Origin of the sequence: Sphingomonas sp. (assembly GCF_041661885.1) — a bacterium.
In the GTDB taxonomy this organism is placed as follows: Bacteria; Pseudomonadota; Alphaproteobacteria; order Sphingomonadales; family Sphingomonadaceae; genus Sphingomonas.
Genome location: NZ_JBAZTL010000002.1, coordinates 339,686 through 352,419, shown reverse-complemented (window position 1 = coordinate 352,419; position 12,734 = coordinate 339,686). Strand labels below are relative to the sequence as shown.

Below are 12,734 nucleotides of genomic sequence, written 5' to 3'. Positions count from 1 at the left end.
CCTGTAGATTCGTCGATCGATCTTGCGTATCGGGGACGCGTGACAAGCCTTCACATCTTCGCCAATCCAGCGCGTTTCCTGAAACTGGCACGTCCGTTGACGTTGCCGCTGTTCTGGGCGGGCGTGCTGTTGATCGGGTACGGCATTTGGGGTGGACTGGTGCGGACTCCGCCCGACTATCTTCAGGGCGAGACGGTGCGCATCCTCTACATTCACGTGCCGACCGCATGGCTGGGCATGGGCGGATGGAGCGGGATTGCAATTTCGTCGCTCGTCTTCCTGGTGTGGCGGCATCCGCTGGCGATGATCGCGGCACGCGCGATTGCCTTGCCCGGCGCTGTGTTCGCTGCCTTGTGCCTGGCCACCGGATCGATTTGGGGGCGACCGACCTGGGGCACGTGGTGGCAATGGGACGGGCGACTGACCTCGATGTTGTTGCTGTTCTTCGTCTATCTGGGGTTTATGGCGTTGACTCGCGCCGATGATGATCGCGGCGGCGACGGGCGGATTCCGGCGATTTACGGTATTGCGGGATCGGTGTTGTTGCCGATCATCCGCTATTCGGTGGTGTGGTGGAACACGCTGCATCAGGGGCAGAGCATCGGGCTCACCTCCTCCAAAATCGACGCGACAATCCTGTGGCCCTTGTGGTTCACGCTCAGCGGTTTCACCTGTTTCTTCGCCGCAATCGTGCTGATGCGGATGCGCACGATTCTCGCACGGACCAAGGCCGAGGCGCGGATGCGGCGCATGGCGCATGTCGTGGAGGTGGGCGCATGAACCCCTGGCCGTTCGTAATTGCCGCTTATGCGCTGACCGGGGTCGTCGCGGTCGGGCTGGCGGCGTGGAGCTTCGTGGCGATGCGCCGGAGCGAGAAACGATGAAGGCCAAGCATCAACGGCTGACGCTGGTGCTGCTGGCGGTCGCGGCGGTCGGCGGGGCGAGCGTTTTGGCGCTGTCGGCGCTGAAGGACCAGGCGGCGTTCTTTTATGCGCCGGGCGACGTGAAGAAGGACGGTTTGCCGCTTGGGCGTGCGGTGCGGCTCGGCGGGATGGTGGCGGATCATTCGATCCAGCGTTTGCCCGATGGCGTATCGATGCGCTTCGTCGTGACGGACGGCGTGGCGACGGTGCCGGTGGCCTTCAAGGGCATCGCCCCCGACCTGTTCCGCGAGAAATCGGGCGTGGTCGCGGAAGGATCGTTCAACCCCGACGGCAGCTTTACCGCGACCAATCTGCTCGCCAAGCATGACGAGAAATACATGCCACCGGAGATTGCGGGCAAGATGCACGAAACCAAGACGCTGAAACAATGATCGCCGAAGCTGGCCTTGCCGCTTTGTGGTTCGCCGCAGCGCTCGCGTTGCTGCAATTGGTGCTGGCGGCGCTTGGGGTTTGGCGGACCAGTCGTCTGTCCGTTGCGCGGGGGGCTTCGACAGGCTCAGCCCGAACGGGACAGGAAGGCGACGCCGCGAAACGTGCGCTGACCGATGAGATCATGGCGGCGGTGCGCCCGGTGGCGGTGGTGCAGGGGTTGCTTGCTTTGCTGGCGATGCTGCTGCTCATCACCGTGTTCGCGCGCAGCGACATGTCGGTGTTGCTCGTTGCCGAGAACAGCCATTCAGACAAGCCGATGCTGTACAAGGTTGCGGGCGCATGGGGCAATCACGAAGGTTCGATGCTGCTGTGGGTGACGATCCTCGGCGTCGCCGGGGCGGCGGTGGCGGTGCTCGAACGCACGCTCGCCAAGCCAACGCTGATCGCGACGCTCGGCGCGCAGGCGGCAATCGCGCTGGGGTTTTACGCCTTCTTGCTGTTTTCCTCCAATCCGTTCGCGCGGCTCGATCCGGCACCAGCGGACGGAAACGGCCTCAACCCGCTGTTGCAGGATCCCGGCCTCGCCTTCCATCCGCCGACTTTGTACATCGGCTATGTCGGCATCTCGATCGCTTTCTCCTTCGCGGTTGGCGCGATGGTGACGCGCGATGTCGGCCCGGCTTTCGCGCGCGCGATGCGACCGTGGGTGCTGGGCGCGTGGATCTTCCTGACGTTGGGGATCACCGCAGGCTCCTATTGGGCTTATTATGAGCTTGGCTGGGGCGGCTGGTGGTTCTGGGACCCGGTCGAGAATGCCTCGTTGATGCCGTGGCTGGCGGCGACGGCACTGCTGCATTCGGTGACGGTGCTGGCGACACGCGACGGCTTGCGTGCGTGGACGCTGATGCTGGCAGTGGTTGCCTTCTCGATGTCGATGATCGGCACCTTCCTCGTGCGATCGGGCATCCTCACCAGCGTCCATGCCTTTGCGGTTGATCCGACGCGCGGCAGTTTCATTCTCGCCTTGCTCGCGCTCTATATCGGTGGCGCGATGCTGCTGTTCGCGCTGCGCGTCGGCACGGTCAAGCAAGGCAATGGCTTCGATTTCGTCAGCCGCGAAGGCGCGCTGATCGCCAACAATCTGCTGCTGACGGTGATCCTGGGGATCGTGCTGATCGGCACGCTCTACCCGATTGTGGCGGCGGCGTTCGGCACGCAATTGTCGGTCGGCCCGCCCTTTTTCGACAAGGCGGCGGGGCCGGTTGCGTTGGTTCTGGTCGCGGTAATGGCGGCGGGGCCGCTGCTGCGCTGGCGCCGCGATACATTGGCGGCCTTGCTCGGGCGGATGACGGTGCCGGTCGCGGCGACGGGGGTGATGCTGATCCTGCTGGCGACGATCGGGGGCGTGGCCTTGCTGCCGATGCTCGGCCTGGCCCTGTCCGCCGGGCTGGCGGCGGCGAGCCTGGCACCTTTGTGGAAGCGCAATCTGCGCCGCACGCCGCTGTTCACCTATGGCATGGTGGTGTCGCATCTCGGCATTGCGGTGAGCCTGGCCGGGATGGCGTGCGATACCGCGTTTACGCAGGCGACTTTGGTCGCGGCGCGCGTGGGGGAGCCGCAGCATGTCGGGCCGTTCACGGTGACGCTCGACGGGATCAAGCCGGTGATCGGGCCCAATTGGTCGGCGCTGGAGGCGCGGCTCAGCGCGCGGCGGGGCGATGATGGCGCGGTCTTCTATCTCCGCCCGCAATCGCGCTTCTTCGCCAATCCGGTGACGGTGACGAGCGAGTCGGCGATCGCAACGCGCTGGGACGGGCAGCTTTATACCGTGCTGGGCGAACCCGACGGGACGGGGCGCTGGCAATTGCGGTTGTGGTGGAAGCCGTTCGTGACGCTGATCTGGTTTGGTGGCGCGCTGATCGCGATCGGCGGCGCGCTGTCGCTGCTTGGGCGGCTGGCGCGCGGGCGGCGGGCGGCATTGCGCGAGGCCTACGCATGAAGCGGCCGCTAATCTGGGTGCCGTTCGTGGCGGTGCTCGCCGTGTTCGCGGTGATCGGCTGGGGCTTGTACCGGCCCGCCGACCGCACGATCCGGTCCGCATTGGTCGGGCAGCCGCTGCCAAAGTTCAACCTGCCGCCGATCATACCGGGCAAGCCGGGCTTGGCGACCGCCGCCTTCGCCAAGGGCAAACCGCGGCTGCTCAACGTGTTTGCAAGCTGGTGCATTCCCTGCATCGCCGAGGCACCGCAATTGCTGAAGCTCAAGCAAGCCGGGGTCGAAATCGACGCGATCGCAATTCGGGATACGCCCGCCGCCATCACCGATTTCCTGGCGCGCAATGGCGACCCTTATGCCGCAATCGGTGATGACAAGATCAGCGCGGTGCAGCTCGCGCTCGGCTCGTCGGGCGTGCCCGAAACCTTCGTCATCGGTGGGGACGGGCGGATCGTGCTGCAGCACGTCGGCGATATTCGCGAAGAGGAAGTGCCGGGCTTGATCGCGGCGGTGAGGAACGCGCGATGAGGCGGCTGGCATTCCTTTTGCTGTTGGTGGCAAGCCCGGCCTTTGCCGACAGCCAACAACCGCCCGCGCCGCTCGCCAATGTCCAGCTCAAGGATCCGGCGCAGGAACGCCAGGCGCAGGCGCTGATGCTGACGCTGCGCTGCGTGGTGTGTCAGGGCCAGTCGATCGCCGACAGCAATGCCGAGATGGCGGGCGACATGCGCGCACTGGTGCGCACGCGCATCGCCGCCGGAGAAAGCCCGGAGACGATCCGCGCATGGCTGATCGCGCGTTATGGGGACTATGTCAGCTATGATCCGCCGCTCAGCGCGCTGACCGCGCCCTTATGGATCACGCCGCTGGTGCTGCTGGCGCTGGGCGCGTGGCTGGCGCGCGCGAGCTTCAAGAAGCGGCGGCGCGCATGAACTGGGTGATCCTGCTCGCCGCCGGGGTTGCTACGGCGGGCCTGTTGTCGGCGCTGGGCGTGTCGCGACGCTTGTGGACGATTGCGGGCGCGACGCTGATGCTGGGGGCGGCGGGTTTCGCCGCTCAGGGGCCGCGCCATGTGGCAGGCAAGCCGGTTGCAGCCGATGTCACGCCGATTGTGATCGACCCCGGCATGGTCGCGTTTCGCGAAGCGGTGTTCGCGCTGCCGCGGGCGGACAGCCTGGCGCTGGCCAGCGCTGACGCGCGCTTGCGCGATGGCGACGCGCGCGCCGCGATTGACGGGCTACGCGGCGAGCTTGCCTTGCGGCCGCGCGACGCGGCGTTGTGGACCGCGCTAGGCTATGCCTTCGCGCTGCATGACCGGACGGTGTCCCCTGCGGCGAAGTTCGCGTTTCGCCGCGCAGTACTGCTCGCACCCGAAACGCCCGGACCCTTGTTCTTCCTGGGCCTGGCCTATGTCGATGCCGGAGATTTGCCGGCGGCGCGCCCGGCCTGGCGCTATGCGCTGGCGGTGACACCGCCGGGCGCGTCGTATCGTGCGGACATTGCCGAACGGGTGGTGTTGCTCGATCGCTTCCTGAGGGCGTCGGCAGCGCACGCTACAAAGCGGTAAAGCGAAAGTCGCGAAAGCGCGCGGCGCCCGTGCCCGCCGCGTAAACGCCCGGTCGCAACATCAGAAAGCCGCCGCGCACATTGTGGTGATAGCCGGACACTTCCATCCCTCGGTCGAAGCGCTTCCAGGTGTGGCCGCCATCGCCGCTGGTGTCGAAAGTTACGATGTGGCGATCGTTGGTGATGCGCAGCCGCATCCGGCCCCCATGCGGATTGTGCGGGCGACCGCGCTCCCGCCCATATTGGTGGGTGACGAAGCGGTGCTGGTCGAAACCGAGCCCGCAATACAGGTGATCGTCGTAGAAGAGCAGGAGCCCAGCGGTGGTGCCGTGCTCGATTTCGATGTCGACCTCAAAGCGATAAGCGGTGTCGCCCGCGATCAGCAGTAGCGGTGCCGAATCGACCGGCGCGCTGCCGCTGGCGGTGAGCGTCAGCGTGCGGTTGGCGATCGACAGGCGATCGGCCTCATTCGGGCGTGGGCGGAAGAAGCTCCAGCGCGTACCGAGCGCCGGGGCCCGGAAAGCGTCGGACAGGGCCATGCCGTGCGGAACCGCGCTGCCGCCCTTGGGCTTGGCGAGCGGGCGTGACAGATCGCCGCCGGTCATCTTGAACCAGCCATCGGCGGTCCAGGCGACGGGATCGAGCAACGTTTGCCGCCCGAGCGTCCAATAGCCGTTCTCATAGCCGTGATAGAGCGCCCACCAATCGCCCGCCGGCCCTTCGACCAGCGAGGCGTGGCCGCGTGACCACCAGCGCTCGCTCTGGTCGCGCGTGCGCACCAGCGGGTTGGCGGGGCAGTCCTCCCACGGCCCGTGGATCGAGCGCGCGCGGGCGGCGATCACCATATGCCCGGTCGGTGGCCCGGCGGTGCCGCCGACGGCGGTGATGAGGTAGAAATAGCCGCCGTGACGGACGATCTTGGGGCCTTCGGGCGAGAAACCCTCGACCACCCAGTCGCTCGGATAGTGCCACGGATCATAGACATGTTCGGGAACGCCGACCGTCGACAGGCCATCGACGGACAGGCGCACGCGGTCGCCGCCCGACAGGAACAGCCAGCGCGAGCCGTCCTCGCCGACGACATGGCACGGGTCGATATGCGCGTGCAGGCCGAGATCGATCGGCTCGCTCCACGGCCCTTCGATGCGGTCGGCATGGATCACCCAGATCGTATTGGGGGCGGCTTTGGTCGGGATGTAGAGAAAATAGCGCCCGTCATGCTTGGCGAGGCTCACCGCCCAGACCGAGCCGATGTTGCGGTGGAGCGCGGGGCCGATCGGCCGCCAGTTCACCAGATCGCGCGAATGCCACAGGATCAGGCCGGGGTAGGAATCGAAGCTGGAGAAGGTCAGGTAATAGTCCTGTCCGTCTTTCAGGATGGCGGGGTCGGGGCGGTCGCCCGACAGCACGGGATTGAGGAAGCGCCCGTCGCCGAGATCGGCGATGCGTTGCTGATCGAGCCCGCGCCTGTAATCGGCGGGGGTGTCGGGCGTGGCGACGGAGGCGGTGGGCAGCAGCAGCGCGGCGCTGCCGCCGGCTGCGGCGAGCGCGTCCCGGCGCGTCAGGCGCATCAAACCCTCCGGGCGCGGCGCGCCAGTTCGTCGCTGCGCATCCGGCCATCGCGGAGCAGCACTTGGTGGTAGCGGGCCAGCGCCGGGCCCGTGCGCCGACGCGCGCCGTCTTCGATCGCGAGCGCGAACAGCATTTCGCCTGCGCGCGTCATCGGCTCCTGCACGATCCGGGCAAGATCAGCGTCGAACGGCGCGAAATAGGCGGGTTCTCCCTGCCAGGTGACCAGGCGCGCGCGGGCTTCCGCCAGCGAAAGGCCGTGGAGATGGAGGGCGAGATCGGCCAGCGCGCGCCCGATGCGGAACAGCCGCCAGTGCAAATAACCGAGTTCGGCCAGCGGATCGGCGGCGTACAGGCCCGCATCGGCAACGCGGCGTTCGGCATAGATGCCCCATCCTTCGGCAAAGCCCGGCGCATAGTCGAGCCGCAGCGGGTGCGGATCGGCGGCGGCTTCCAGCGGAAGTTGCACCATATGGCCGGGGAGCAATTCGTGCGCGACGACGCTTGGCAGCGTGAAAGCGGGGCGATCGGCGAGGCGCTGAAGATCGGGGACATAGCCGCCCGGCTGCGTGGGCGTGGGCAGCGTGCGATACCCGAAATGGGCTTGGGCGATGTCGGCGGTGGTCGGCGGATTGGCGGCGACATTCAAGCACCAGGGTGGCACCATGCCGACCAAGGCCGGGACATGCGGGCGCATAACGGCCAGCCATCGGTTCATATCGGCCAAAGCGGCGTCGGGGTTTGGATAAGCGTAGCGCGGGCCGTACCACAGGGCCGAGAAGCGCGCGCCGGTGTTGGCACCCGCCACCCCTAGCCGCGCGAACAGCGCATCGGCGCGGGCGGCGCAGCGGCGGCGTTCGGCCTCCAGCCGCGTCGCCGCCGCGCGCGGATCGACGTCATTGCCGAGCTTGCGGCGGAGCAGGAGCGCGGCGTGCGCCGGGTTGCGCGGTGGCCCCTTGGCGCGGGGGTCGACCGCGAACCGTTGTACTATGTCCCGGTCGATCGCCAGCCCGGCGCGGGCGGTGTCGAGGTCGAGCTGCGCAGATGTGCCAAGGCTGTTCAAATCATATCCGGCCAGCAGGGCAAGCGCTGCACCCGGATCGTGCGGCAAGGCCGCCGCCGCATCGAGCGCGGCACGTAAGGAGATAGGGCGCGCGGCCCGAACGCGGCCGGCCAGTGCCAGCGCCGCGCCCCCGGCGAGCAGCGCCCGCCGCGTTGTCATGGCGTGCGATCGGCGATGGCGACGGTGTTGTTCTGCTGGGTGACTTCGGGGGTGCCATCGGTCTGTTCGACGCGGACGCAGAGCTTTTGCGGATCGGCGCCTGCGGGCACCGTCAGCGTCACCCGCGCGGTTTTGGGGGTGAGGTCGCTGGGCGCTGGGAGCGGTGGCACGGGCGCGCTGACGATCCTGCGATCCTGCTGCCACAGCGACACGCGGCCTGCTGTCGTTGGCACCGCGCCGAGGCTGTGGACAGTGACCGCGACGCGCTGGCCCGCAACGCTCACATCATCGCGCCCGATGCCGAGATCGGGGCGGGTTTCGACCGGCGTGGTGGGTGTCACCAGCGCAAAGTCGAGCACGGTCTCGCCCGGCGGGAAGGTCAGCGGGATCGACGCGCTGCGTTCGAGCGCCACCGTCGTGCGCTCCGGTACCGCGCCGCGTTCGGCTGCGATCGACCAGCGTCCGGCGGTGACGTTCCACGCCGTCATCGTCGCCGCTTGCGGGCGGTCGCTGCTGTTATAGGCAATCACCTTGAAGCGGTCGCGCGTCGCGCCGGGCAGCAGGATCGCGACCTGTTCCGCCGCCCCCGGGGTGGCGAAGCGCCAGCTTACCGTATTGCCCGGCCAGGTCTGGTTGCGCTTCAGCGCGATCCCGCCGAGCCGTTCGCGCTGCAGGATGTCGCTTGGCTGTTCGACGCGGTCGCTCCACCAATGGCCTTCGGTCAGCATCGCCATATGCTGCATCTTGTCGGCAATCGCCTCGCCATGCAGCGTGGCCAGCACGTCGAGGTCACCCGTCGCCGACCAGGCGGCATAGCGGCCGAACGGCTCTTCGCTTTTGGCCGCCCGCGCCCGTAGCGCCGCTCCATCCGGCAAGGCGGTGACGGCGTTTTCGTTGAATTCGGCCAGCCCGGCCGCATTCTTAGCGACCCGTGCCTCGATCGGGCGGAGATATTTGGCATCGCCAGTGAAGCGCCATGCCGCCCAGCTCGCCTGAAGCGGCGTGCTCACCCCGCCGCCATCGCCGACACGTTCGGCATCGCTGCGCCAGTTGATTTCATTGGGGTAGGACCGCGCGCCATCGGCCCCCTGTTTGCCATGCGCCATCCAGCCGTCGATCACGCCGGTCACCAGCGCGCGCGCGGGCGTGCTGCCATTATACAAGCCAAGCAGGATCGGCGCGTGCAGCACGGTGAAGCTATAGGGTTTCTGCCATTCCCACGCCCCCTCGCGGTACATCATACGCCCGCCATACCAGTTGCTGGCGAAATGCAGGTGGCCCGCCGGGTTCTTGAGGATCACGCCTTGCAAGGCCTTGGTCGTTGCCATCAGCCGCTCGATCGAGCGTGGCTCGCCCCAGTTGAGATAGAGCCGCTCGGCATCCGAGTTGAGCCCTTCCTCATAAGCGTGAAGCTCATCGGTGGTGATGTAGCCAAGGCCGTTCACGCGCATCCCGTTCTTGTACGCGGCATCGGCGAGGGCGCGGAGCGAAGCGTTGATCTTGTCGGGCTCGACCCCCATCAACGCGAGGCCGGGCCATTGCTGCGTCAAATCGGTATCGTCGGAAATACCACCGCCGAAATCGCCGTAAGGCACCTGGCGATGGTCGATCCACCACGTGACGAACTGCCGCACCAGCTTCAGGTCTTCCAGTTGGCGAAACGCCCAGAGCGGGACGCCCGGCGGCGGCGTCGGCTGGGTTATGGCGGGCAGGTTTTCGGGGCGGTAATTGATGTCGGCCCAATATTGGCGCGCGGTCACATTGTCGGGGTCGACGCGCAGCAGGTCGGTCACGTCCCCGAACAGGCGCGCGTACAGCGCCGCCCGCTTGGAGGCGGTATGCTCCTCGACCAGAAAACCCCAATTGTCCTTCACTTGGTTGAGCCGGTCGGCGATATGCTCGGGCAAAGCGGCGGCGCGATCCTTGAACACCAAACGGATCTTCGCGCCATTGAGTGCAGCAGCATCGAAGCCGGGCAGGGCCGAGGCGATGCTGAGATAGAGACTGTCGTTGGACAGGATGCGGTCGCGCAGATCCAGCCACAGCGTGCGCGGCGTGCCTGCAGGCACGCTGACCGAAAGGTCGATCATGTCGCGCGCGGGCCAGATCAGGTCCTTCACACGGATGTTGAGCGGGATCGGCCCGGTGCCGCTGAGCGCGGGCAGATCGATCGCGATGCCATCGAGCTCGTCATGCAGATTCTGCCAGCCATAATCGAACGCGCGCGCCAGCGGCTTGTCGGGATAGGCATCGCCAAGGCTGGCCGGGATCAGGATATGGACGATCGGCAGGCCGGGCGTGCGGGCTTGCGCTGGTGCGCCAGCCCCCGCAGCAGCGGCGCCGACCGCCGCCTTGATGCCGGAACTGGGCAAGGCGACGACCATGCTGCGCTCGTCCGGCGCATAACGCCCGGTGATGAAGGATTCGAGGTTGGCGAGCGCGGCGATCCTGGTCGAGGCGGTGGCGTCCACGGTGTAGGAGAGTTTGAACGATCCCGCCGGTTCCGCGTCGGCCTTCACGTCATAGGCCCATAGTTCCTGGATCGGCTGCTCCTGCATCGTGTTGACGAAGCTGAGCGTTCCGCCTTGTCGCTCGGGCACCGCGCTGACGCTGCGGACGGTGCCGCGCGCGCGGGTGGCGAGCGTGGTGGTTTTGCCGCCGTCCGACCATAGCAAGGAGCCATAAGCCGCGCCGCGAATCTCGACGCGGTTGAAGCGCTCGCCGGGGGGGACGGTCAGATCATAGCGCTTGCCGCCTTCGACATAGACGTTCCAGTCGGGCAGCTCGAAATAATCGTCGCGACCGGGCAATTTGGAGCGGTTATAGACGCCGGGCCAGGTCGTCTCGGATATGCCGTCGACGCCCTTCCACATCCATTCCTTCAAATCCCTGGCGTCGGCGAACTCGACCTTGCGCACGGCGGTGACGGGGGCATCGAGTACGGGCGGCGCGCCTGCATCCCAGCCATAACGGTGCAGCCAGGCGGTGCGGCGGGCGGTGGCGTCCGCTAATGGGGCGGGGGCCGGATCACGCTTGTCGGCGAGCGTGGCAATGTCGCTGGCGGCCAGCATCCGGTCGTACACGCGAATCTCGTCGAGATCGCTGCCGCGCATGAAATTGTAGCGGCTCTGCACTTGGTGGGGGGAGAGCACGCGCCCGGCGAGGCCGAACTGGTCTAGCCCCGAATCGAGATCAGCGACTTGATCCTTGCGCGCGACTTCGCGGCCATCGACAAAGAGTTGGACGCCCTTGGTCTCGTCCCAGGCGAAGGCGATGTGTTTCCAGGCATCGGCAGCGGGCGTGCTGCCGATCGTCCAGGAGACGCGGATGCGTGACAGGTTCGCATCGGTGACGAAGGCATCGAAGCCGTGGCCGTTCCAGTCGATCCGCAGGAAGGCCATGTCCCAACTGCTGTGATCGGCAAAGCCCGCGCGGAAGATGCCGAAGGGCGCGACGCCCAGCGGATCGCGCGGCCGCCAGAAGAAGCTGAGCGTGCCGCGCTGCGCGCGCATGTTGCCGGGTGCCTTCCACGCGACATAGCCATCATCGGCCCAGCGCGCCGCGCCGCCGATCGCGCCATCGGGCACGATGCTGACACCGCTGCGGAAATTGGGGACTGGATCGCCTGAGGCGACGTCTGCGGTCAGGCTGTTGTCGGCGGAAACGCGGAACAGCAGGCCGCTTGCATCCTGCGCCGCCGCCGGGGTGGCGACAGCGATGGCCAGCAGGCTCGCCAGCCCGGTCTTACAGCGCATCGACGCGCGCCAGTCGCGGTGAGAGCAAATGGATGACACCGACCGCGATCAGATACACGCTGCCCGCGACGGCGAAGATCAGCGTGTAGCTGCCGGTCGTCTGCAGGATGTAGCCAGTGAACTTGGCCATCCCCATGCCGCCAATCGCGCCGACCATGCCGCCAATGCCGACCACCGATCCGACCGCCTTGCGCGGGAACATGTCCGACGGGATCGTGTAGAGATTGGCCGAAAACGCCTGATGCGCCGCCGTCGCCAGCCCGACGATCGCCACCGCCGCCCACAGATTGGCGATATATTGCGCGAAGAAGATCGGCATCACCAGAAAGGCGCAGACCAGCATCGTCGTCTTGCGCGCGGCATTGGCCGACCAGCCGCGCTTCATCAGCCGCGAGGAGGACCAGCCACCGGCGATGCTGCCAAAGTCCGAGATCAGATAGATCACCACCAAGGGCGGGCCGAAGCTCTTCAAATCGAGATGATAGGCCTTGGACAGGAAATCGGGCGTCCAGAATAGGAACAGCCACCAGATTGGGTCGATCAGGAACTTGCCCAGCGCATAGGCCCAAGTCTCGCGATAGCCGAGCAGGCGCGTCCACGCGATCTTCTGTGCGGGGTCGGCGGGGTCGCTTTCGATATGCGCCAGTTCGGCGGCGCTGAGGCGCGGCTGTTCGCGTGGGCGGCGATAAATCGCAATCCATGCGACCAGCCAGACGAGGCTCGCCACGCCGGTGACGATGAACGCCATCCGCCAGCCAAAGGCGAGCGTGATCGCCGGCACGATCAGTGGGGTCACTACAGCGCCGATATTGGCCCCGGCATTGAACACGCCCGTCGCCAGCGCCCGCTCGCGCGCCGGAAACCATTCGGAGACCGCCTTGATGCCCGCCGGGAAATTGCCCGATTCGCCCAGACCCAGCACCGCGCGCGCGGCGGCGAACTGAAAGGTCGATCCGGCAAAGCCACATAGCGTATGGCCAAGCGTCCAGATGATGAAGGCGACCGAATAGCCGATCCGCGCGCCGACCCGGTCGACGATCGACCCGAAGCTAATATAGCCGATCGCATAAGCCGCCTGGAACCAGAAGACGATGTCGGCATAGGCATTCTCGTCCCAGCCAAATTCGCCCGAGATGTTGGGCTTGAGCAGGCCGATCATTTGCCGGTCGACATAGTTGATCGCGGTGGCCGCAAATAGCAGGCCGCAAATAACCCAGCGATAGCGCCCGATCGCGCTTGCACCGTGCTCCCCTGCTTTGCCGGAAACGGTGTCGATCGGAAGTTCCGCCGTCGCCATCATCTTTCTCCTAT

General features: G+C 66.7%; 10 protein-coding genes. 6 read left to right on the top strand and 4 right to left on the bottom strand.

What is annotated here, in order from left to right:
* Positions 1–39: 39 nt before the first annotated feature.
* The 6 genes from ccmC to WC704_RS05675 all read left to right on the top strand — a co-directional run bounded on the left by ccmC (position 40) and on the right by WC704_RS05675 (position 4,878).
* Positions 40–780, top strand: a complete 741-nt coding sequence (gene ccmC, locus WC704_RS05700) for a heme ABC transporter permease CcmC (RefSeq protein WP_372888941.1) — start codon at positions 40–42, stop codon at positions 778–780.
* Positions 781–880: 100 nt separating this feature from the next.
* Positions 881–1,315, top strand: a complete 435-nt coding sequence (gene ccmE, locus WC704_RS05695; RefSeq protein ID WP_033964859.1) for a cytochrome c maturation protein CcmE — start codon at positions 881–883, stop codon at positions 1,313–1,315.
* Positions 1,312–3,315 carry a heme lyase CcmF/NrfE family subunit gene (locus tag WC704_RS05690; protein ID WP_372888940.1) on the top strand — a complete coding sequence of 668 codons (2,004 nt, stop codon included), beginning with the start codon at positions 1,312–1,314 and terminating at the stop codon, positions 3,313–3,315. Before ccmE ends, WC704_RS05690 begins: the two co-directional genes overlap by 4 nt.
* Positions 3,312–3,839 (top strand): redoxin family protein, encoded by a 528-nt coding sequence (locus tag WC704_RS05685; RefSeq protein WP_372888939.1) that lies wholly within the window; start codon positions 3,312–3,314, stop codon positions 3,837–3,839. The genes WC704_RS05690 and WC704_RS05685 overlap by 4 nt, the downstream gene beginning before the upstream one ends.
* Positions 3,836–4,243, top strand: a complete 408-nt coding sequence (locus WC704_RS05680) for a cytochrome c-type biogenesis protein CcmH (RefSeq protein ID WP_372888938.1) — start codon at positions 3,836–3,838, stop codon at positions 4,241–4,243. The genes WC704_RS05685 and WC704_RS05680 overlap by 4 nt, the downstream gene beginning before the upstream one ends.
* A complete protein-coding gene (locus WC704_RS05675) occupies positions 4,240–4,878 on the top strand; it encodes a tetratricopeptide repeat protein (RefSeq protein ID WP_372888937.1) in 639 nt (212 codons plus the stop codon). Before WC704_RS05680 ends, WC704_RS05675 begins: the two co-directional genes overlap by 4 nt.
* On the opposite strand, the gene WC704_RS05670 is transcribed toward WC704_RS05675, so the two are convergent.
* Genes WC704_RS05670 through WC704_RS05655 form a run of 4 tightly spaced genes read right to left on the bottom strand, consistent with a single transcriptional unit; the run spans position 4,865 to position 12,720 of the window.
* Positions 4,865–6,448 (bottom strand): family 43 glycosylhydrolase, encoded by a 1,584-nt coding sequence (locus WC704_RS05670; protein WP_372888936.1) that lies wholly within the window; start codon positions 6,446–6,448, stop codon positions 4,865–4,867. The two genes, WC704_RS05675 and WC704_RS05670, sit on opposite strands and share 14 nt — an antisense overlap.
* On the bottom strand, positions 6,448–7,668 hold the full coding sequence (locus tag WC704_RS05665) for a DUF885 family protein (protein ID WP_372888935.1): 1,221 nt from the start codon (positions 7,666–7,668) through the stop codon (positions 6,448–6,450). The genes WC704_RS05670 and WC704_RS05665 overlap by 1 nt, the downstream gene beginning before the upstream one ends.
* A complete protein-coding gene (locus WC704_RS05660; protein ID WP_372888934.1) occupies positions 7,665–11,423 on the bottom strand; it encodes a LamG-like jellyroll fold domain-containing protein in 3,759 nt (1,252 codons plus the stop codon). Before WC704_RS05660 ends, WC704_RS05665 begins: the two co-directional genes overlap by 4 nt.
* The gene (locus WC704_RS05655) at positions 11,413–12,720 is read right to left on the bottom strand and encodes an MFS transporter (protein WP_372888933.1); all 1,308 of its coding nucleotides are present in this window, start codon (positions 12,718–12,720) and stop codon (positions 11,413–11,415) included. The genes WC704_RS05660 and WC704_RS05655 overlap by 11 nt, the downstream gene beginning before the upstream one ends.
* Positions 12,721–12,734 lie beyond the last annotated feature (14 nt).

What these genes read in the sequence shown, in the direction of transcription:
- WC704_RS05680 (WP_372888938.1), top strand. Translation starts at nt 3,836, where the DNA reads ATGAGGCGGCTGGCATTCCTTTTGCTGTTGGTGGCAAGCCCGGCCTTT.
- ccmE (WP_033964859.1), top strand. Translation starts at nt 881, where the DNA reads ATGAAGGCCAAGCATCAACGGCTGACGCTGGTGCTGCTGGCGGTCGCG.
- WC704_RS05690 (WP_372888940.1), top strand. Translation starts at nt 1,312, where the DNA reads ATGATCGCCGAAGCTGGCCTTGCCGCTTTGTGGTTCGCCGCAGCGCTC.
- WC704_RS05665 (WP_372888935.1), bottom strand. Translation starts at nt 7,668, where the DNA reads ATGACAACGCGGCGGGCGCTGCTCGCCGGGGGCGCGGCGCTGGCACTG.
- WC704_RS05655 (WP_372888933.1), bottom strand. Translation starts at nt 12,720, where the DNA reads ATGGCGACGGCGGAACTTCCGATCGACACCGTTTCCGGCAAAGCAGGG.
- WC704_RS05685 (WP_372888939.1), top strand. Translation starts at nt 3,312, where the DNA reads ATGAAGCGGCCGCTAATCTGGGTGCCGTTCGTGGCGGTGCTCGCCGTG.
- WC704_RS05670 (WP_372888936.1), bottom strand. Translation starts at nt 6,448, where the DNA reads ATGCGCCTGACGCGCCGGGACGCGCTCGCCGCAGCCGGCGGCAGCGCC.
- WC704_RS05675 (WP_372888937.1), top strand. Translation starts at nt 4,240, where the DNA reads ATGAACTGGGTGATCCTGCTCGCCGCCGGGGTTGCTACGGCGGGCCTG.
- WC704_RS05660 (WP_372888934.1), bottom strand. Translation starts at nt 11,423, where the DNA reads ATGCGCTGTAAGACCGGGCTGGCGAGCCTGCTGGCCATCGCTGTCGCC.